The sequence below is a fragment of the Citrobacter amalonaticus genome (assembly GCF_018252635.1).
Classification (GTDB): Bacteria; Pseudomonadota; Gammaproteobacteria; order Enterobacterales; family Enterobacteriaceae; genus Citrobacter_A; species Citrobacter_A amalonaticus_E.
Genome location: NZ_JAGTXM010000009.1, coordinates 1 through 19,115, shown reverse-complemented (window position 1 = coordinate 19,115; position 19,115 = coordinate 1). Strand labels below are relative to the sequence as shown.

Genomic DNA, 19,115 nt, shown 5'->3' with positions numbered 1-19,115 from the left:
CCCCCGCAGTTGTGGAGGTGATGTATGTGCGAACTGCTCGGGATGAGCGCCAATGTGCCTACCGATATCTGCTTTAGTTTCACCGGGCTGGTCCAGCGCGGTGGAGGAACCGGGCCGCACAAAGACGGCTGGGGCATAACCTTCTATGAAGGCAAAGGCTGCCGGACGTTCAAAGATCCGCAACCCAGTTTTAATTCCCCCATCGCCAAACTGGTACAAGACTACCCGATCAAATCCTGTTCCGTGATTGCCCATATTCGCCAGGCGAACCGGGGCGAGGTGGCGCTGGAGAACACACATCCCTTCACGCGTGAACTGTGGGGCCGCAACTGGACCTATGCGCACAACGGCCAGCTCTCCGGCTATAAGACGCTGGAAACCGGCAATTTTCGTCCGGTCGGTGAAACCGATAGCGAAAAGGCGTTCTGCTGGTTGCTGCACAAACTCACCCAGCGCTACCCGCGCACGCCGGGCAATATGACGGCGGTATTCAGGTATATCGCGACGCTGGCGGGCGTACTGCGTGAGAAAGGGGTCTTTAACATGCTGTTGTCAGATGGCCGCTACGTGATGGCATTCTGCTCAACGAATCTGTTCTGGATCACTCGTCGTGCGCCGTTTGGTGTGGCGACGTTACTGGATCAGGATGTGGAAATTGACTTCAGCTCAGAGACCACACCCAACGATGTGGTCACGGTGATTGCCACGCAACCGCTGACAGGCAATGAAACCTGGCAAAAGATTATGCCAGGCGAGTGGGCGCTATTTTGTCTCGGGGAGCGTGTAGTTTGACGCCAGTTGCGGCTGAACCACTTCGTGACTCAACGGCTTGCTGACGACATAACGGCCATCGACAACCGACACGGTCGGTGGCTTGCGGGTTTGCTCAAAGTAATCATATCCCGGTTTTAACTGCGACCAGAACTCTTTGTAATAGGAATACTTGTGACGCTGCATGTTGGCATCAGTCATGCGGAAGGGATAAATACTGACCTGAACACTCGACTGACCAAAGACCAGCGCACCGGTGACAAACTGGAAAATCTCATCAATGCCGCTGTCGGTCATAGCGTAACAGCCAACCGAGACGCAGGCACCGTGAATCATCAGATATTTACCTTCATAACCATGAGCGCGGTCATAGGCGTTGGGGAAGCCAATATTAATGGCTTTATAAAAGCGGCTGTCAGGTTTGAGCTGGCTACGCTGGACGTTATAAAAACCTTCCGGACTTTTAAAATCACCCTGGCGCTGTTTTGGACCTAATCCGCCTGAGTAATTACAAATTTTGTAGCTGTCGAGAAGTTGATACTGTTCACCCATCTTGACGTAGAGATCGAGCGTACGTTCTTCTTTGAAGATCTGAATATAGACCGGCGATCCCATCAATTGCTGCTTATATTCTTTGCTGATGGGCGTCGTGGAGCTATTGCTACTCAGCAAGCCGGCGAATGACACGCACGGGATCAAAAGCATCGCAATAAATAATGCGATTTTACGCATACTGCTTGTTCCTTGATAAAACGATTGCACACGCCAGAACGGCTAAAATAAGATCCCCAAATCGGACTAATCTGGATTTGGCTCGCTCACATTAACACCACGACAGTTTTTCGCAAGTCTCTCGTGGTGCGTTTACAATTTAGACTAAAACACTTTCAGACGTTTCTTTTGTTGCACTCCGTCGCGTTTCACTTTAGCGCGTTTTCCTCGTCTTCTCATTGCTGAAAATTACTGTATACTTAAACAGTGCCTCAGGGGGTGGATGATGCGCAAAATCATACATGTTGATATGGACTGTTTTTTCGCAGCGGTTGAGATGCGTGACAACCCGGCGCTGCGCGACATCCCTATTGCAATTGGCGGCAGCCGTGAGCGCAGAGGCGTCATCAGTACCGCAAACTATCCTGCCCGTAAATTTGGCGTACGTAGCGCGATGCCGACCGGAATGGCGTTGAAGCTGTGCCCACACCTTACGTTATTACCCGGACGCTACGAAGCCTATAAGGACGCGTCCCGCCAGATTCAGGACATCTTTTCACGCTACACCTCGCTCATTGAGCCGCTGTCGCTGGATGAAGCCTATCTCGATGTCACGGACAGTACCCACTGTCATGGCTCAGCGACGCTCATCGCCCAGGAAATACGCCAGACGATTTTCAATGAACTCCAGTTGACCGCCTCGGCGGGAGTGGCGCCAGTGAAATTTCTGGCCAAAATCGCCTCCGATCTAAATAAACCCAATGGCCAATATGTCATCACACCCGATGATGTGCCGGCGTTCCTCCAAACGTTACCGTTGGGGAAAATTCCCGGCGTCGGTAAAGTGTCTGCGGCGAAGCTGGAAAGTATGGGGCTTCGTACCTGCGGTGATGTTCAGCAGTGTGATCTGGCGACATTACTTAAGCGCTTCGGGAAGTTTGGTCGGGTATTGTGGGAACGCAGCCAGGGAATTGACGAACGGGACGTTAATAATGAACGCTTACGCAAATCGGTCGGCGTTGAACGCACCATGGCGGAAGATATTCATGAGTGGTCCGATTGTGAAGCGATTATTGAGCGGTTATATCCGGAACTTGAACGACGGCTGGCGAAAGTGAAACCCGATCTGCTCATCGCCCGTCAGGGGGTGAAGCTAAAGTTTAATGATTTTCAGCAAACCACTCAGGAACACGTCTGGCCGCGACTAAATAAAGAGGATCTGATTTCTATCGCGCGTAAAACCTGGGACGAACGCCGGGGAGGGCGGGGCGTTCGTCTGGTTGGACTTCATGTTACTCTGCTGGATCCGCAACTGGAACGGCAGTTATTACTGGGGTTGTAGTTGTGATATGCCGGATGGCGGCGTGAGCGCCTTATCCGGCCTACAATGACTTTCCTCTGTAGGCCGGATAAGCGCAGCGCCATCCGGCAGTTTACGATAATGCTTTACTTCGTTGGAATCGCCTTCAGCAGTTCGGTCAGAAGCGTCCAGTAATGACTGACACTTTCGATATGCACCTGCTCATCCGGTGAGTGTGGACCAGTGATGGTTGGCCCGATAGAAACCATATCCATCTCCGGGTACGGTTTCTTAAACAGACCGCATTCCAGACCCGCGTGGATAATCTGGATGTTCGGCGTTTTGTTGAACAGACGCTGATAGGTTTCACGCACCAGATGCATCACCGGCGAGTTCGCATCCGGCTGCCAGCCAGGATAGCTTCCTTTGGCCTCGGTTTTCGCGCCCGCCAGTTTGCCCAGCGAATCCAGCATGCTGACAACATAGTCTTTACCGGTGTCGATCAGCGAACGGATCAGACAATGGATTTCGACGTTGTCATCGGTCATGGTGACGACGCCCACGTTCAGTGAGGTTTCAACCACGCCTTTGGCGACGTCGGAATTGCGGATCACGCCGTTCGGCGTGGCGTTCAGCAGACGAATAAAACCATCGCGAGACTGCGCGGTCAGTGCGGCTTTATCGTTCGCAGCGCTCTCCAGCAGAACCACCAGGTTTTTCTCTTTTTCCGCCAGCTCGTTTTTCAGGATGTTCTGATAAACGTTGACCTGCGCTTTCAGCGCATCGGCTTTGTCCGCCGCAACGGCAACGGTCGCAAAGGCTTCACGTGGAATCGCGTTACGCAGCGTACCGCCGTTGAAGTCGACCAGACGCAGATCCAGCGCTTCAGCATGACCGGCCAGGAAGCGCACCAGCAGTTTGTTCGCATTGCCAAGACCTACGTGGATTTCGCCACCGGAGTGACCGCCTTTTAGCCCTTTCAGCGTCAGCTTAAAGGTCTGAAAACCCGCCGGAACGGCTTCTCGGGTCAGCGGCAGGTTAGAGGTGAAGTCGATCCCGCCCGCGCACCCCATGTAGATCTCGCCTTCTTCTTCGGAGTCGGTGTTGATCAGGATGTCCGCCTGTAACCAGTTGGCCTGCAGACCAAATGCACCGTCCATACCCGCTTCTTCCGTCATGGTCAGCAGCACTTCCAGCGGGCCGTGAACGACGCTGTCATCGGCCAGAACCGCCAGCGCGGAAGCCATCCCGATGCCGTTATCGGCGCCCAGCGTGGTGCCACGCGCTTTAACCCATTCGCCGTCAATATACGGCTGAATCGGATCTTTAGTGAAATCGTGGACGGTATCGTTGTTTTTCTGCGGTACCATGTCCAGATGCGCTTGCAGAACCACCGGTTTACGGTTTTCCATCCCGGCGGTAGCGGGTTTACGAATCAGGATGTTACCGACCTGGTCACGCTCGACGTGGAAACCTTTCTCGTTAGCCCAGCCGACAATGTGTTCCGCGAGTTGTTCTTCATGATAGGACGGATGAGGAATAGAACAGATTTTTGCAAAGATATCCCACAGCGGCTGCGGCGAGAGTTGAGACAGTTCTGACACGATAAGTCTCCTTTAAATGCACTGCAAACAAGCTTGCAGGTCACAGGGTTAGCAGGTTAATTATTACCACAAGTCTGGCTTGCGAGATGCGCTTGAGAATACCACTTTCTGCGCCCGCTGCGAGTATAAAGCACGTAAAAAGAGGGCCCGATTCCGCGAAACACTGGTTTTTGGTGGCTCAGATCTCTATAATCTCGCGCAACCCATTTCCCCCTTGAACACTTTTTAAGCCGTAGATAAACAGGCTGGGACACTTCACATGAGCGAAAAATACGTCGTCACCTGGGACATGCTGCAGATTCATGCACGCAAACTGGCAAACCGCCTGATGCCTTCAGAACAGTGGAAAGGCATTATTGCCGTTAGTCGTGGTGGTCTGGTGCCGGGCGCATTACTGGCGCGTGAACTGGGCATTCGTCATGTCGATACCGTATGCATTTCCAGCTACGATCATGACAACCAGCGTGAGCTGAAAATTCTCAAGCGCGCAGAAGGCGACGGTGAAGGTTTTATCGTCATTGACGATCTGGTGGATACCGGTGGTACCGCCGTGGCTATCCGTGATATGTATCCAAAAGCGCACTTTGTCACCATCTTCGCGAAACCAGCGGGCCGTCCGTTAGTTGATGATTACGTGATTGATATCCCGCAGGATACCTGGATTGAGCAGCCGTGGGACATGGGCGTGACCTTCGTTCCGCCGATTTCAGGCCGCTAATCACTGACTTTTTCAACGCCTGGCACTGCCGGGCGTTGTTCTATTTAGCCGGTGTCGGGTTACAATAAGCCTCAGTGAGTACTTCAGGAGGCTGTACGCATGTCACAGGCTAATCTTAGCGAAATCCTGTTCAAACCCCGTTTCAAACATCCCGAAACGTCGACCCTTGTCCGTCGTTTTAATGCCGGGACGCAACCGCCTGTGCAATCGGCGCTGGATGGCAAGAACATTCCCCACTGGTATCGCATGATTAACCGCCTGATGTGGATTTGGCGAGGGGTGGATCCGCGGGAAATTCTTGATGTCCAGGCGCGCATCGTGATGAGCGATGCTGAACGCACCGATGCCGATCTTTACGATACGGTCATCGGTTATCGTGGCGGCAACTGGATTTATGAATGGGCAAAACAGGCGATGGACTGGCAGCAGAAAGCCTGTCAGGAAACGGACCCTGAGCGCAGTGGACGCTACTGGCTGCACGCTTCGACGTTATATAACATTGCCGCCTATCCGCACCTGAAAGGGGACGATCTGGCAGAGCAGGCGCAGGCGTTGGCTAACCGCGCCTATGAGGAAGCCGCGCATCGACTGCCCGGTACGCTGCGCGAGATGTCGTTCTCGGTACCTGGTGGTTCGCCCGTCACGGGGTTCTTGCATATGCCAAAAGGCGACGGCCCTTTCCCGACGGTGCTCATGTGCGGTGGTCTGGATTCGATGCAAACCGATTACTACACCCTGTATGAGCGCTATTTTGCGCCGCGTGGCATTGCTATGCTCACGCTGGACATGCCTTCCGTCGGTTTCTCTTCAAAGTGGAAACTCTCTCAGGACGCCAGCCTGTTGCATCAGCACGTGCTGAAAGCGCTGCCGAATGTGCCGTGGGTGGATCATACCCGGGTGGCGGCGTTCGGATTCCGTTTTGGTGCCAACGTGGCGGTGCGCCTGGCCTATCTTGAATCATCGCGTCTGAAAGCGGTGGCGTGCCTTGGTCCGGTTGTCCATGCATTGCTGAGCGATCCTCTGCGTCAGGGGGCGGTACCGGAAATGTATCTTGACGTTCTGGCGAGCCGGCTAGGAATGCACGATGCGTCCGATGAAGCGCTGCGCGTGGAGCTCAATCGTTATTCGCTGAAGGTGCAAGGACTGCTCGGCAGACGTTGCCCGACGCCTATGCTGTCGGGCTTCTGGAAAAACGATCCGTTCAGTCCGGAAGAGGAGTCGCGCTTAATCACCTCTTCATCTTCTGACGGTAAGCTGCTGGAGATTCCGTTCAATCCGGTGTATCGGAATTTTGACAACGCGTTACAGGAAATCACCCGCTGGATTGAAAAGAGATTGTGTTAAAAATTTGCTAAATTCTACTGTTTTGGTAAAACAGTTGCTTCACAACAGGAGATCGCAATGACGTTACCGAGTGGACACCCGAAGAGCAGATTGATCAAGAAATTCACCGCGCTTGGCCCCTATATCCGGGAAGGGAAGTGCGAAGATAATCGATTCTTTTTCGATTGTCTGGCCGTTTGCGTCAACGTGAAGCCCGCGCCTGAACTTCGCGAATTCTGGGGCTGGTGGATGGAACTGGAAGCGCAGGAAAAGCGTTTTACCTATAGCTACAAATTTGGTCTGTTCGATAAAGCAGGCAACTGGACGACAGTACCGATCAAAGATAAAGAAGTGGTTGAGCGACTGGAATATACCCTGCGTGAGTTTCATGAGAAGTTGCGCGAGCTGTTAAACACGCTGCATCTGTCACTGGAACCGGCTGACGATTTCCGTGATGAGCCGGTAAAGCTAACGGCGTAATTCAAAAAGAGGCCGGATGAATTATCCGGCCTCACGATTTTATTCGCCGGATAAGTCAGACTATCCGGCCTATTCAGGAATCAGAACTGATACGTCATACCCAGCGCCACGATGTCATCGCTATTGACGCCCAGTTTGTTGTTGTCATCAATCTGGTTGATTTTATAATCAACAAACGCTGACATATTTTTGTTGAAATAATACGTTGCGCCGACATCGATATATTTCACGATATCTTCATCACCGATACCTTCAATATCTTTACCTTTCGACTGAACGTAACCGATGGACGGACGCAGGCCGAAATCAAACTGATATTGCGCGACGGCTTCGAAGTTTTGTGCTTTGTTGGCAAAACCACCGGAGATCGGCGCCATGTTGCGGGTTTCAGAATAGATGGTCGCCAGATAGATATCGTTTCCATCATATTTCAGACCGGTCGCCCAACCTTCCGCATTTTGCCCATGGCCGCGCGCCTGCAGGTTTTGCTCATTGGTTCGGTCAGAGTTGGCGTAGGCGCCAATAATTGCGAAATCGCTGCCGCCGAAGTCGTAGCTCAAAGATGTTCCGAAGCCGTCACCGTTCTGTTTCTTCACGTCACGGTCTTCATTTTTGCCCTGATATTGCAGAGTCATGTTCAGGCCGTCGATCGCGCCGAAGAAGTCGGTATTACGGTATGTCGCCAGGCCGCTGGCGCGTTTGGTCATAAAGTTATCGGTCTGCGCCAGGCCGTCACCACCAAATTCCGGGAACATATCAGTCCAGGCGGCAACGTCATACAGTGCGCCCAGGTTACGACCGTAATCGAATGAGCCGATATCTTTCAGTTTGACCCCGGCAAACGCCAGACGCGTTTTCTGACCGGATTCGCTTTCGGTTTTATTGCCCGCAAATTCAGCTTCCCAGCGACCGTAGCCGGTCAGTTGATCGTTAATCTGCGTTTCGCCTTTAAAACCAAAGCGGACATAAGTCTGGTCGCCGTCTTTGTCATCGTTATCGCTGAAGTAATGCATCGCTTTAACTTTGCCATACACATCCAGTTTATTACCGTCTTTGTTAAACACTTCCGCTGCCTGCACGGATGCCGATGCCACAATACCCATCACCACTAATGCCAGAGTGCTCTTTTTCATTTTCAGTCCTGATTTAAAGTACGCGCTACTATTTACTGGGTGTGATCCCCGTTGAAAGACAGGAGGGGTTTTATCGTTCTGGGGTGAAGGTTTTATGACAAAGTAAGAATAAGTTTAAAAAAGAATGTTTTTCTGTTTCGGTAATAAAAACGTCAAACGCTGCCGCTACGCTTGCTGATCCAGCACAACAAAATTCCATGCTTTGTGCGCTGCTTGTTGGCAACCGGGGTCAGTCCTGATAAAACGTTCGTTTACTATCATTTTCCCTATTTTGAACGGCAGAGAATCATGAGTGACAGCCAGACGCTGGTGGTAAAACTCGGCACCAGTGTGCTAACGGGCGGATCGCGCCGCCTTAACCGTGCCCACATCGTAGAACTTGTTCGTCAGTGCGCGCAGTTGCATGCCGCAGGGCATCGTATTGTTATCGTCACGTCGGGCGCTATCGCCGCCGGGCGTGAACACCTCGGATATCCGGAGTTGCCCGCGACCATTGCCACCAAGCAACTGCTGGCGGCGGTCGGGCAGAGTCGACTGATTCAACTGTGGGAACAGCTATTTTCGATTTACGGTATTCACGTCGGGCAAATGTTGCTGACGCGTGCGGATATGGAAGATCGGGAACGCTTTCTGAATGCGCGCGATACTCTGCGCGCGCTGTTGGATAACAATATCGTTCCCGTCATCAACGAAAACGATGCGGTTGCCACGGCGGAAATTAAAGTGGGGGATAATGACAATCTCTCCGCGCTGGCGGCGATTCTGGCCGGGGCGGACAAACTGCTGCTGTTAACCGATCAGCAGGGACTGTTTACGGCCGATCCACGTACCGATCCGCAGGCCGAGCTTATTAAAGATGTTTACGGGATTGATGACGCCCTGCGTGCCATCGCCGGTGACAGCGTGTCGGGGCTGGGAACCGGAGGGATGGGCACCAAGCTACAGGCTGCTGACGTCGCCTGCCGTGCCGGTATCGACACCATCATTGCCGCTGGCAGCAAGCCTGGGGTGATTGGTGACGTGATGGAAGGTATCTCTGTCGGTACTCGCTTCCACGCGCAGGCTTCTCCGCTGGAGAACCGTAAGCGCTGGATCTTCGGCGCGCCGCCTGCTGGTGAAATCACCGTGGATGAAGGGGCAACGGCGGCTATCCTGGAACGCGGCAGTTCCCTGCTGCCAAAAGGCATTAAAAGCGTGACAGGCAACTTCTCACGTGGTGAAGTAATCCGCATCTGTAACCTGGAAGGGCGCGATATCGCCCATGGCGTGAGCCGCTACAACAGCGACGCGCTGCGCCGCATTGCCGGACACCACTCGCAGCAGATCGACGCGATTCTTGGCTATGAATACGGCCCGGTCGCTGTCCATCGCGATGACATGATTACCCGTTAAGGAGCATAAATGCTGGAACAAATGGGCATTGCTGCTAAAGCGGCGTCGTACAAACTGGCGCTGCTCTCCAGTCGCGAAAAAAATCGCGTGCTGGAAAAAATAGCTGATGCACTTGAAGCACAAACGGACGCTATCCTGAACGCAAATGCGCAGGACGTGGCCGAAGCGCGTACGAACGGTCTGAGCGAGGCGATGCTTGATCGCCTGGCGCTGACGCCTGCGCGCCTGAAGGCAATTGCTGATGACGTCCGTCAGGTCTGCAATTTGGCGGATCCGGTCGGGCAGGTGATTGACGGAGGGCTGCTGGACAGCGGGCTGCGTCTGGAACGTCGCCGTGTGCCGCTGGGCGTGATTGGCGTCATTTATGAAGCGCGTCCAAACGTCACCGTCGATGTCGCCTCCCTGTGCCTGAAAACGGGCAATGCGGCGATTCTGCGCGGCGGCAAAGAGACATATCGCACTAATGCAGCCACCGTGCGCGTGATCCAACAGGCGTTAACCTCCTGCGGGCTACCGGAAGCGGCGGTTCAGGCCATTGAAAGCCCTGACCGTGCGCTGGTGAATGAAATGCTGCGCATGGACAAATATATCGACATGCTGATTCCGCGTGGCGGCGCGGGGCTGCATAAGCTGTGCCGTGAGCAGTCGACTATTCCTGTTATCACCGGTGGAATTGGCGTATGCCATATCTTTGTCGACGACAGCGCAGAAATTGCCCCGGCGCTGAAGATTATCGTCAATGCGAAAACGCAACGTCCGAGTACTTGTAACACGGTGGAAACACTGTTGGTGCACCAGGATATCGCTGCGCGTTTCCTGCCTGCGCTGAGCCAGCAGATGGCAGAGAGCGGCGTGACGCTGCATGCGGACGAGCGATCGATCGCCTCGTTGAGCACAGGGCCGGCACACGTGGTGGCAGTGAAGGCAGAAGAATTTGACGACGAGTTCTTGTCGCTGGATTTGAACGTCAAAATCGTCGCTGACCTGGATGACGCCATCGCGCATATTCGCGAGCACGGCACTCAACACTCCGACGCCATCCTGACGCGTACCATGTACAACGCGAACCGTTTTGTGAACGAAGTGGATTCGTCTGCGGTATACGTCAACGCCTCGACCCGCTTTACCGATGGCGGGCAGTTTGGTCTCGGGGCGGAAGTCGCCGTCAGCACGCAAAAATTACATGCCCGAGGTCCAATGGGGCTGGAAGCGCTGACCACCTACAAGTGGATTGGCTTTGGTGACGATACGATTCGTGCCTAATTAATGCCGGGTGATGCAAAATCAGCCACTTGATTCGCAAGGCTATTGACGCATCACTCGGTTAGTTTTAACCTTCTACCCCGTGTTCACACTCGTGGCCACGTCCTAATCAGGGCCGATATAGCTCAGTTGGTAGAGCAGCGCATTCGTAATGCGAAGGTCGTAGGTTCGACTCCTATTATCGGCACCATTCTAACGTCTCCCCAAGTCTACTAAAGTTCACTGAAACCCCTTGTACTCTGCGCTTTACAGCCCCTTTTAGTATTTCTACGTCTACTAAAGTTCCCTGAAATCTACGGTCGTTTGGGGGTACTTATGGGGGTATATGCTGTTCGGTCTAGAGGAGGTACCCCCAAGTGAAACTAAACGCCCGGCAGGTGGATGCCGCCAAACTTAAAGATAAGCCTTACAAGCTGGCTGATGGTGGTGGTTTGTATCTCCTGATTAAACCTAATGGCGGCAAATACTGGCGGCTCAAGTATCGTGTAGCCGGCAAAGAGAAGCTGTTAGCGCTTGGTGTGTATCCTGAAGTCACATTGGCCGATGCTCGGGCAAAACGTGAAGAAGCGAAAAGGGGTATCGCTGGGGGTATCGATCCTATGGAAGCGAAACGGGAGGAGAAGATTGCCCGTGAAATTCAGTTAAACAACACCTTCAAAGATATTGCGCTTGAATGGCACAGCAGCAAACTAAAAAAATGGTCTGCTGGTTATGCTTCAGACATCCTCGAAGCCTTCAATAAAGATGTGTTCCCATACATTGGCAAAAAACCAATAGCCGAAATCAAACCGCTTAAACTGTTGAATGTGCTACGGCGCATTGAGGGGCGCGGCGCTACCGAAAAGGCAAGAAAAGTTAGGCAGCGCTGTGGGGAAGTTTTCCGTTACGCAATAGTCACCGGTCGAGCTGAGTATAACCCCGCCCCGGATCTCACCAGCGCGATGCAAGGGCACGAGTCCAATCATTTTCCTTTCCTCACACCTAAAGAATTGCCTGATTTCTTCAATGCGTTGTCAGGATATTCAGGAAGCGAGTTAGTGGTTTTGGCTGCTCGTTTGCTGATTATCACCGGATTGCGTCCCGGCGAACTCCGTGGGGCATTTTGGGATGAAATCAATATCAGTAAGGCGGTCTGGGAAATACCCGCCTCACGCATGAAAATGCGTCGCCCTCATGTGGTTCCATTGTCCAGGCAAGCTCTTACGCTTATTGGTCAGATCCAAGAGCTAACAGGCAATTACCCGCTTGTGTTCCCAGGTCGTAACGATCCGCGAAAAACAATGAGTGAAGCCAGCATAAACCAAGTCTTTAAGCGGATTGGCTATAACGGAAAAGTCACCGGGCACGGTTTCCGGCACACCATGAGTACCATCCTGCACGAACAGGGCTACAACACCGCGTGGATTGAAACGCAGCTGGCACACGTCGACAAAAACTCTATACGAGGAACGTACAACCACGCCCAGTATCTGGATGGCCGCCGCGAAATGCTCCAGTGGTATGCCGACTATATGGAGGCGTTGGAAAACGGCGAAAATGTAGTGCACGGAACGTTTGGGAAAAGCACTTGACTGTATGTATAGACAGTGCTAATTGACAGTAGTAGACTTCTGTAGACTATCGTTAGCAGGAAGCTTTTATGCGAGAAAACATTCTCAACATGCCCCATCATCTTCGCCGACAACGTGTGGTCACTGCTGAGCAGGCTGCAATGGCTATGGCTGGCGTGTACAGTTGTTCACGCTTAGATGAGTTGAAAGCTAAATTCCCTCCTGAGATCTACAACATTGCTTCCAGTTACTTGAGGATAATTTTGAGTGCTGTAAACGAGGAAGAACTACATCCCAAGAGAACATGGTCTAGCTTACCTGGCGGAGATATCACTGGAGCTGATTTTTATTCCAATGAAATTTGGCCTTGGGCTGTTAAAGAAATATCAGCTACAGATAGTTGGTTTGGATGTGATCCAGATAGCTCTAGCGAAAAGTACCAGCCTTTACGAAGCGGGTGGGGCGAGTTTGCTGGTAAAGATACTGCGTTAAAACTGACCGCTGGAATGGCTATTGCGCTTGAAAAATCCGGTGGTAAATATGTTCGCGGTAAAAATTTGAACAAATCCGAAGTTGCTAGGAGTGCTTCAAGAAGCATATTGGAACATGGTGATGGCATTGATGTTACAGATAAGGCATTGACTATGCTAATTAATGAAGCTCTGAACACATACGCTTCCAAATAGCTCGTAAGGATTTCCAAAAAGTCGATCTACATGTTCTAAAACTTCTGGCCGTACTTCTATTTCAGTGGAAGAGCTGCTTCCAACTGATTTACCGTGACTTCCACAACTACCCGCATGTTTTTGCTGAAATATACCTCGTAGACCACATTAGACTTCGAGAGGTATATATGTCCCAATCCCTTATCCGCTTACCTGAAGTTCAGCGCAGAACCGGCTATAGCAAGGCTTGGATCTATAGACTCATGGCTCAGAAAAGGTTCCCTTCTTCCATTAAGATTGGTGCGCGTGCTATTGCCTTTATCGAAAGTGAAATTGATGATTGGATAAATTCTTGTATTGATGCCTCCCGAAATGGAGGAGAGAATGCTTAATTTTCCCAATCTCGAGAAAGTCATATCTTCATTTTACTTAGCAAAGAAACTTGGATTTATAGGTATGAAGGAAGCGAGTATAAACGCCGCTTCCTTCAATATAACATTGAACGGAAAACTCAATTATTATCTCATGCCGAGAATAGTTTGCATCCATACTGCAAAGGGTTGGATGATTGTAATATATCCACCATACGCCCAAACAAAAGTACCAAAAATCGCAAGACCTACACCAAGAATCTCAGATTTAAGTTCTTCACGAACGTCAATCCTAGCTTGTTTTAGGTTTGCTTCGACAATTTTATTGTATTCTTCCTCTGTGAGTGGTGGTCCCGTAACACCACTTCTTGAAGAGACTTCAGCCTCTTGGTTAGACAACTTCTTGAGCGTTGTATATTTTATTGTATACAAAAGCCCAAAGACAGAAATGATAGCCCCAGAGCTAGCAAATAGGTTCATATCATTTAAAGCTTGCCCAAAGGCAAAACTAAGGATACAAAAAACTACCAATAAAAAAAGTGAGGTTTTTGCACCTAAAGTTTTTAGTAATAACTCTCTAAATCTTTTCATGTTTTTTAAAGTTCCATCTCAACGGATTTTACAGGGCAGTATTGATTTCAAAATATTCTACTGTTTTGGTTCGATACCACGTTGTTGTAGTTCCTTACGGATAATTCTTTTCAGCCATGCAGCTAAAGACTCATCTCCGTCTTGCTGCTGCGCTTGTTCCATCATGTCTCGTAACTCTGGATCGAGCCGAAACTGGAACGGAGGATTACCACGTCTTTGGTTTTTGTGTGTTGACACGTCAATTACACCCGATGTAATGTGTTTATGTGTAATGACACATTACACACAGAAAGTAAAAAAAACAACGCCCCGAGGTGCGGTAACACTTTCAGGGCGTCTAACCAAAACGTTAGTTGAGGTAACATTATGGCTTGCACTAAGTCTACCCAAACACGCCCTGAATTTACATGGCGTTTTCTCACCTTGGGCGAATTCACAAATCAGATCGTCAATGTTACTGCTTCCACCGAGCGCGAAGCACGCGAAAAAACGCCCGCAGGATGTGTCTGTATTCTGGCGTGTCGTTTTCGCGTTGAGGAGGTACAGCATGTTTAACCTCCAGACCCTGACAGCAAAAGCCCGCGAGCTGCGCGGTAACGTGGTAAAAGCCACTACCACGAAAGGCTCCCGCACCATGACCCCCGTTTACGAACGGGAAGAGCAGCGCAAACTGCGCGAGCGCATCCAGCAGACTCAGCCGGACTGGGTTTTACTCTGGTGGGATATTGCGACCGTTACCGGCTGGCGTACCAGCGACGTGTGCAACTTCCGTTACTCCTGTATCAACTGGGAAACCGGCATTGCAACAATCATCGTAGCGAAGCAGACCAAAGCAGCGGAAGCCAGAGCGACCCGGAAGGGGATCGAGATTGTTCGCCAGCAGCGCAAGGATGCTGCCCGGCTTGCTGGCGATCACATTGGGTACATGCACTGGGATAGCGTGAGCTGCGACGAGCTGGCCGCCGGCATGACGGGAGAAGAACAGGCGATCGTGTTTGAGCTGGTGGCAAAGGCTGAAGTTAAGCACGACACCAAGCAGCTGCCGCCGGGCATCATCAAACGACTGCGTGAACGCATGGAGCGCAATCTCATCGGTGACGACCTGGTATTTTCCCGCAGCCAGATTGAAAGTAACCGTTGCTTCATTCTGAAAAGTATATATATTTTAAGGGGCTGTAAAAATTAACTAGTGTAAGTAGTATTTTTACAAAGCCCTGAATGTTAATAGTTTCTTTTGTAATTGTCTCCTGGTTTACAAAGTTGAGCTGTGCACCTGAGTTATGGTCTGGCTGTTTAAATACTCAACATGCTATCTTAACTCAATAAACCAAGCTAAGAATTTATACCACGGGTAAGCTGCGAAGTATCAAACTAATTTTGAGGCTATAAATTGAATATATTGAACTTAACACCGGAACAATTCGAAAATTTGACATTCGATATTGTTACTGCATTAGGATTAAGAAACGCAGTCTGGAGAACTCCGGGTAGTGATTTGGGTAGGGATATTGAAGGTGAGTTCTTTATATCCGACCTGTCTGGGCAATATCAAAGGCAAAAATGGTATGTTGAGTGTAAACGTTATGCATCTTCAGTAGATTGGCCAACTGTTTGGAATAAAATTGCTTATGCTGAAAATCATAATGCAGATATTCTTTTATTCGTAACGAGCTCCTCACTGTCCCCACAAGCGGTAGATCAGGTAAGAATTTGGAATGATTCAAATAAAAAACCTACAATTAGATTTTGGGGGGAAGTCGAACTCTGTGCGAAATTAAATTTACATTCGCAAATTGCTAAGAAGTATGGTTTGAAATCTGAGGTAGACTCAAAGCTCGAGGCTTTTTTACCATCTATAGACTTTCTCCTTAGGATAACAAATTCTCTATCTCCTGAAATAGGCGAGGTTTCGCAGGCAAAGTTATTGCTCTTACACGCATTTAGTGAACTGATCACCAACCGCATGCTAGATGTCCAATCAGGTTATGGATTTTGTTTCAAAGAGCATACGGCAAATGATTATTTCGATTGGGTTGATACTGACAACGTTAGCTTTTTACCTTTTGACAAATACTCCATGAGAGCATTATTAGCATATTTGTATTTTGTTCTCAAAAAAGAGCCAGTTATTATTCAGGAATCATCAAAAATAATTAAGTTTATTTTTTTGAGAGAGCTAATGGAATCAGAGCTAAGTCATCTAAAAGTAATATCTGGATTGTCAAATTTTATTATCACCATAGAGCAAAGAAGTATTATTTTAGAGTTAATCTGAAAGGCGGATAAAATGGATAATAAAGAAACTTTATTTTTAATACAAAATATTACACATCAAGCAATAAATCCAATGAGTGGTGTAATTGGGGCACTTGATAATCTGATCGATGGAGTTGTGCCCGAGCACAAAAGAGAGCAGCGACTACGGCGTGCCAGATCACAGTTAGAATATACAGTGTCACTGATCCGAAATCTTTCTTATTTTGCTGAGTATGCCTCTGGTAACACAGCCTCTATATCGCATTCATCTCTTAAGACAACTGTCATACCTCAAGCGGTCATTGAATCTGCTCAATTTTTCCAAGACCAAGGTCAGAATGAACATATAAAAATTGAATTGGAAAATAGAACAATTCAAAATTGTGTTCATGGAGATCCAAATTTACTGAAACAAGTTTTTATGAATTTGATTGATAACGGAGTGAAGTATGGTAAGCCTGGTTCAACTTTGACTATCAAGAATAATTTACAAAAAAGAACTAATGATCTCATTATAACATTTGAAGGTTATAGCGAACCATTTTCAAATGATGAAGATCTATTTGAGATTGGTTATCGAGCCAAAAGTGCACAGCAAAGGACATCATCAGGCTCAGGTCTTGGGCTTCATATATGCAAGTTGATAATTGAAAACGCATTTAACGGAACAATCTCTGCTCATCATTCATTAGCAGGGGTTACGAAATTTGAAATTAGAATACCAAATGGATTTATAAAATGAAAAAAATTTTTATTCTTGACGATGAACCTATGTTTCTTGATTGGTTAGAAGATTTCACTGAATCTTTAGGCCATTCTGCAAACTTCATAACATCAGTTCATGATGCTTATAAAGTGCTTCAATATACTGATAACGAAGATTTTTTAGCGTTGATAATTGATTTGAACGTACCTGTATCCCCTGAGATTGAAGTACTACTTCAGCAGAAACCTAAGGTGTTTCAGGATTTTAGAGGCTTGTTCATTGCGCAGCAAGCAAGAACGAAAGGGATTTCTGGGAAAAGAATAATAGTTTATTCAGTTCATGATAATGCTGAGGTTGAAGAAATGTGTAAGAGATTAGATGTTTCTTATATACCAAAAGGCAGAGCTAAGGTTTTAAAAGATAAATTATCATCTATAATTTCTTTGCGTTAAGGTATTCTTAAGAGCACAAATTTTATTATTTTTTTTGTGCTCTTAATTTATAGAATTTTCAATAAATTATAAAAATTTATTCCTATCTATGCTTTTGTTGATTACTTATTTGTTTGTGATCTAAATGTTATTTACGAAAATTCAAGTTTTTGAACTTTTTTTACTAAGGTTTGTGTCTTCTGTAACTTGGAATTTCGACCAAATAGGTGCTTCGTGAGCGTGTGATGACCACGGCAAAACTTTTTTGTGATCTGATGGTGTAGCATAAATTCTTACGGGGGTACTTTTGGGGGTATCTACCAAACGGTAATATATGTAATAACATATAATTCAATAACTTGATTTTGTTTGTTTTGTTCCTATTATCGCACCAACAACTACATGGCTTCACGCCATATACACCCGTTCAGCAAAAGTGCCTTGTGCCATTCCCCGCCAGGAATGAGTCGATTTGCATGGCATGTTGCGTCAGGTGATTCGGTGCCAGATGTGCATAACGCTGCACCATCTCGATACTCTCCCTCCCGCCCATTTCCTGTAGTGCACTGAGTGGCATGCCGGACTGTGCAAGCCAGCTTGCCCAGGTATGCCTCAGGTCATGGAAGCGGAAATTTTCTATCCCAGCCCGCCTTAACGCCGCACGCCACGCCGTGTTAGCATCAGATCGCATTTGCGTACTGCCTTTGTTCTGGTTCCATCCGGGCGAACGGATGATTCAGTGTGAACAAAGACCCACCGGTTATGTTTCCCCAGTTGATCCCGCAGGACCTTGCAGGCCGATTCATTCAGGGCGGCCCCAATCGCCCTCCCTGCTTTCGCGTCTTCCGGATGAATCCACGCGACCTTCCTTTGCATATCAATTTGCGACCACTCCAGATCGGTGATGTTCGATCTGCGCAACCCCGTCGCCAGTGCAAAAATAACAACAGGCTTCGGCTTTCAGCTGATCATAGAGCTCCTGCGCTTGCCTTTTGTCCGTTGTCCCAAGAGACCGTCCAGAGGGGGCAATTCGCTACATTGCCCAGTGAAGAAAAGACAACGGTGGCTGGATTACTGTGCCGGTCACCAGTGCGCAGGGGTTTTCTGTTCAGGGGATTTACGCCGGGAGTCAGCATGGAAATTCAGGAAATCAGCGCTCCTGTGTGGGCTAATGCGGAGCAAACCGCGATTGATTGTATGGTGAAGTTCAAAGAAATGAATTTCTCTGTACCATACACGGCGATGGTCGACGATTCAGATGATAATGGCCGTTTTATTTTTGACGGGTGTATAACCAATTTCACTGATGGGGTCGCTGATTATGTTCCGCCTGAAGTGGATCACGAATTAGCCATTGCGCAAGCTGAAGCCATGAAAGCGGGACTGATGGCAGATGCAGAGCGTGTGATTTTACCGCTTGAGAGAGCTGTAAAGTTCGGCATCGCGACACGTGAGGAGGTTGCAAGGCTGGAATTATGGGAAATCTATACAGTTAAACTTTACTGTGTTGATCCTTCAAAACCGGTCTGGCCTGATAAATCATAAAAGTTAGTGGAAATCCCCCATGTTGCCACGGGGGAGGGATTAGAAGCTGTATTTCAGCCCCAGCATACCTTGCGTATCGCTGTAGCCATTGTCGCCAATCTGCTGGGCGACGTTGCCCCACAGGGTGACGTTCTTCGTCAACTGGCCTTCAACACCGGCTTTCAGTTCACCTATGTTGCGGCTGCCTTTCACGTCGTTGTTGATGTCATCCATCTGCACGCTGTAGTTCTGCGTGTTGTGGATCCAGTTGGCTTCGACGAACGGCTGGAAGGTACGGTCTTTGCCGTCATCCATGGCGTTATGGC

21 protein-coding genes, 1 tRNA gene and 3 pseudogenes are annotated in these 19,115 nt (G+C 49.2%); 17 read left to right on the top strand and 8 right to left on the bottom strand.

The features are described 5' to 3' along the window. The first annotated feature begins 24 nt into the window (after nt 1–24). Nucleotides 25–792, top strand: a complete 768-nt coding sequence (locus tag KE671_RS21730; protein WP_046475925.1) for a class II glutamine amidotransferase — start codon at nt 25–27, stop codon at nt 790–792. Here KE671_RS21730 and dpaA read toward each other — a convergent pair. Beyond that, nucleotides 763–1,503, bottom strand: coding sequence for a peptidoglycan meso-diaminopimelic acid protein amidase (dpaA, locus tag KE671_RS21725; protein ID WP_042997828.1), 741 nt, complete (start codon nt 1,501–1,503; stop codon nt 763–765). The two genes, KE671_RS21730 and dpaA, sit on opposite strands and share 30 nt — an antisense overlap. Before the next feature lie 265 nt (nt 1,504–1,768). Between dpaA and dinB the strand changes: the two genes are divergently transcribed. Next, on the top strand, nt 1,769–2,824 hold the full coding sequence (dinB, locus tag KE671_RS21720; protein WP_206164737.1) for a DNA polymerase IV: 1,056 nt from the start codon (nt 1,769–1,771) through the stop codon (nt 2,822–2,824). Here the strand turns inward: dinB and KE671_RS23140 are convergent. Both KE671_RS23140 and pepD read right to left on the bottom strand, forming a co-directional pair. Continuing rightward, nucleotides 2,810–2,929, bottom strand: a pseudogene (locus tag KE671_RS23140) (hypothetical protein); the annotation flags it as partial. The gene dinB and the pseudogene KE671_RS23140 sit on opposite strands and share 15 nt — an antisense overlap. Then, the gene (gene pepD / locus KE671_RS21715; protein ID WP_206164698.1) at nt 2,929–4,386 is read right to left on the bottom strand and encodes a cytosol nonspecific dipeptidase; all 1,458 of its coding nucleotides are present in this window, start codon (nt 4,384–4,386) and stop codon (nt 2,929–2,931) included. The pseudogene KE671_RS23140 and the gene pepD, both read right to left, overlap by 1 nt. Before the next feature lie 259 nt (nt 4,387–4,645). On the opposite strand from pepD, the gene gpt reads away from it, so the two are divergent. From gpt to crl, 3 genes are all read left to right on the top strand, one after another. Next, entirely contained in the window at nt 4,646–5,104 is a 459-nt protein-coding gene (gene gpt / locus KE671_RS21710; RefSeq protein ID WP_061076518.1) for a xanthine phosphoribosyltransferase, read from the top strand. Nucleotides 5,105–5,203: 99 nt separating this feature from the next. Continuing rightward, nucleotides 5,204–6,448, top strand: a complete 1,245-nt coding sequence (frsA, locus tag KE671_RS21705) for an esterase FrsA (protein ID WP_206164697.1) — start codon at nt 5,204–5,206, stop codon at nt 6,446–6,448. A gap of 57 nt (nt 6,449–6,505) precedes the next feature. Next, nucleotides 6,506–6,907, top strand: a complete 402-nt coding sequence (gene crl / locus KE671_RS21700; RefSeq protein WP_206164696.1) for a sigma factor-binding protein Crl — start codon at nt 6,506–6,508, stop codon at nt 6,905–6,907. An 80-nt stretch (nt 6,908–6,987) separates the two neighbouring features. Here the strand turns inward: crl and phoE are convergent, their stop codons facing one another. Beyond that, nucleotides 6,988–8,040, bottom strand: a complete 1,053-nt coding sequence (gene phoE, locus KE671_RS21695) for a phosphoporin PhoE (protein ID WP_206164695.1) — start codon at nt 8,038–8,040, stop codon at nt 6,988–6,990. A gap of 288 nt (nt 8,041–8,328) precedes the next feature. Between phoE and proB the strand changes: the two genes are divergently transcribed. The 6 genes from proB (at nt 8,329) to KE671_RS21665 (ending at nt 13,302) form a co-directional block, all read left to right on the top strand. Further along, nucleotides 8,329–9,432 (top strand): glutamate 5-kinase, encoded by a 1,104-nt coding sequence (gene proB, locus KE671_RS21690; RefSeq protein WP_042324793.1) that lies wholly within the window; start codon nt 8,329–8,331, stop codon nt 9,430–9,432. 9 nt (nt 9,433–9,441) lie between these two features. Beyond that, the gene (gene proA / locus KE671_RS21685) at nt 9,442–10,695 is read left to right on the top strand and encodes a glutamate-5-semialdehyde dehydrogenase (protein ID WP_206164694.1); all 1,254 of its coding nucleotides are present in this window, start codon (nt 9,442–9,444) and stop codon (nt 10,693–10,695) included. A gap of 114 nt (nt 10,696–10,809) precedes the next feature. Then, a tRNA-Thr gene (locus KE671_RS21680) sits at nt 10,810–10,885 on the top strand. Between the two features lie 166 nt (nt 10,886–11,051). Beyond that, nucleotides 11,052–12,266 (top strand): tyrosine-type recombinase/integrase, encoded by a 1,215-nt coding sequence (locus KE671_RS21675; RefSeq protein WP_206164693.1) that lies wholly within the window; start codon nt 11,052–11,054, stop codon nt 12,264–12,266. Between the two features lie 68 nt (nt 12,267–12,334). Further along, a complete protein-coding gene (locus KE671_RS21670; RefSeq protein WP_206164692.1) occupies nt 12,335–12,931 on the top strand; it encodes a hypothetical protein in 597 nt (198 codons plus the stop codon). Between the two features lie 167 nt (nt 12,932–13,098). Then, complete coding sequence (locus KE671_RS21665) at nt 13,099–13,302, top strand: helix-turn-helix transcriptional regulator (RefSeq protein ID WP_038434559.1); 204 nt, start codon at nt 13,099–13,101, stop codon at nt 13,300–13,302. 126 nt (nt 13,303–13,428) lie between these two features. Here the strand turns inward: KE671_RS21665 and KE671_RS21660 are convergent, their stop codons facing one another. Further along, complete coding sequence (locus tag KE671_RS21660) at nt 13,429–13,872, bottom strand: hypothetical protein (protein ID WP_038434560.1); 444 nt, start codon at nt 13,870–13,872, stop codon at nt 13,429–13,431. A gap of 57 nt (nt 13,873–13,929) precedes the next feature. Beyond that, on the bottom strand, nt 13,930–14,109 hold the full coding sequence (locus tag KE671_RS22875; protein ID WP_229264069.1) for a hypothetical protein: 180 nt from the start codon (nt 14,107–14,109) through the stop codon (nt 13,930–13,932). 129 nt (nt 14,110–14,238) lie between these two features. Between KE671_RS22875 and KE671_RS21655 the strand changes: the two genes are divergently transcribed. From KE671_RS21655 to KE671_RS21635, 5 genes and pseudogenes are all read left to right on the top strand, one after another. After that, nucleotides 14,239–14,427, top strand: coding sequence for a host cell division inhibitor Icd-like protein (locus tag KE671_RS21655; protein WP_071788720.1), 189 nt, complete (start codon nt 14,239–14,241; stop codon nt 14,425–14,427). Next, a pseudogene (locus KE671_RS22870) lies at nt 14,420–15,013 on the top strand (tyrosine-type recombinase/integrase); the annotation flags it as partial. The gene KE671_RS21655 and the pseudogene KE671_RS22870, both read left to right, overlap by 8 nt. A gap of 249 nt (nt 15,014–15,262) precedes the next feature. After that, nucleotides 15,263–16,147, top strand: a complete 885-nt coding sequence (locus KE671_RS21645) for a restriction endonuclease (RefSeq protein ID WP_206164691.1) — start codon at nt 15,263–15,265, stop codon at nt 16,145–16,147. Nucleotides 16,148–16,159: 12 nt separating this feature from the next. Beyond that, nucleotides 16,160–16,870 carry a sensor histidine kinase gene (locus KE671_RS21640; RefSeq protein WP_110293202.1) on the top strand — a complete coding sequence of 237 codons (711 nt, stop codon included), beginning with the start codon at nt 16,160–16,162 and terminating at the stop codon, nt 16,868–16,870. Beyond that, nucleotides 16,867–17,286: a response regulator gene (locus KE671_RS21635; RefSeq protein WP_206164690.1), complete on the top strand. Its 420-nt coding sequence runs from the start codon at nt 16,867–16,869 to the stop codon at nt 17,284–17,286. The genes KE671_RS21640 and KE671_RS21635 overlap by 4 nt, the downstream gene beginning before the upstream one ends. A gap of 406 nt (nt 17,287–17,692) precedes the next feature. Here KE671_RS21635 and KE671_RS21630 read toward each other — a convergent pair. After that, nucleotides 17,693–18,219, bottom strand: a pseudogene (locus KE671_RS21630) (site-specific integrase); the annotation flags it as partial. Nucleotides 18,220–18,399: 180 nt separating this feature from the next. On the opposite strand from KE671_RS21630, the gene KE671_RS21625 reads away from it, so the two are divergent. Beyond that, on the top strand, nt 18,400–18,810 hold the full coding sequence (locus KE671_RS21625) for a tail fiber assembly protein (protein ID WP_241029981.1): 411 nt from the start codon (nt 18,400–18,402) through the stop codon (nt 18,808–18,810). 39 nt (nt 18,811–18,849) lie between these two features. Here the strand turns inward: KE671_RS21625 and KE671_RS21620 are convergent. Further along, on the bottom strand, nt 18,850–19,115 hold a 266-nt coding region (locus KE671_RS21620), incomplete at its 5' end, for an autotransporter outer membrane beta-barrel domain-containing protein (RefSeq protein WP_206164689.1).

Excerpts from the sequence above, each read along its gene's own strand:
- KE671_RS21730 (WP_046475925.1), top strand. The coding sequence starts at position 25 with ATGTGCGAACTGCTCGGGATGAGCGCCAATGTGCCTACCGATATCTGC.
- dpaA (WP_042997828.1), bottom strand. The coding sequence starts at position 1,503 with ATGCGTAAAATCGCATTATTTATTGCGATGCTTTTGATCCCGTGCGTG.
- dinB (WP_206164737.1), top strand. The coding sequence starts at position 1,769 with ATGCGCAAAATCATACATGTTGATATGGACTGTTTTTTCGCAGCGGTT.
- gpt (WP_061076518.1), top strand. The coding sequence starts at position 4,646 with ATGAGCGAAAAATACGTCGTCACCTGGGACATGCTGCAGATTCATGCA.
- frsA (WP_206164697.1), top strand. The coding sequence starts at position 5,204 with ATGTCACAGGCTAATCTTAGCGAAATCCTGTTCAAACCCCGTTTCAAA.
- crl (WP_206164696.1), top strand. The coding sequence starts at position 6,506 with ATGACGTTACCGAGTGGACACCCGAAGAGCAGATTGATCAAGAAATTC.
- phoE (WP_206164695.1), bottom strand. The coding sequence starts at position 8,040 with ATGAAAAAGAGCACTCTGGCATTAGTGGTGATGGGTATTGTGGCATCG.
- proB (WP_042324793.1), top strand. The coding sequence starts at position 8,329 with ATGAGTGACAGCCAGACGCTGGTGGTAAAACTCGGCACCAGTGTGCTA.
- proA (WP_206164694.1), top strand. The coding sequence starts at position 9,442 with ATGCTGGAACAAATGGGCATTGCTGCTAAAGCGGCGTCGTACAAACTG.
- KE671_RS21670 (WP_206164692.1), top strand. The coding sequence starts at position 12,335 with ATGCGAGAAAACATTCTCAACATGCCCCATCATCTTCGCCGACAACGT.
- KE671_RS21665 (WP_038434559.1), top strand. The coding sequence starts at position 13,099 with ATGTCCCAATCCCTTATCCGCTTACCTGAAGTTCAGCGCAGAACCGGC.
- KE671_RS21660 (WP_038434560.1), bottom strand. The coding sequence starts at position 13,872 with ATGAAAAGATTTAGAGAGTTATTACTAAAAACTTTAGGTGCAAAAACC.
- KE671_RS21655 (WP_071788720.1), top strand. The coding sequence starts at position 14,239 with ATGGCTTGCACTAAGTCTACCCAAACACGCCCTGAATTTACATGGCGT.
- KE671_RS21640 (WP_110293202.1), top strand. The coding sequence starts at position 16,160 with ATGGATAATAAAGAAACTTTATTTTTAATACAAAATATTACACATCAA.
- KE671_RS21635 (WP_206164690.1), top strand. The coding sequence starts at position 16,867 with ATGAAAAAAATTTTTATTCTTGACGATGAACCTATGTTTCTTGATTGG.
- KE671_RS21625 (WP_241029981.1), top strand. The coding sequence starts at position 18,400 with ATGGAAATTCAGGAAATCAGCGCTCCTGTGTGGGCTAATGCGGAGCAA.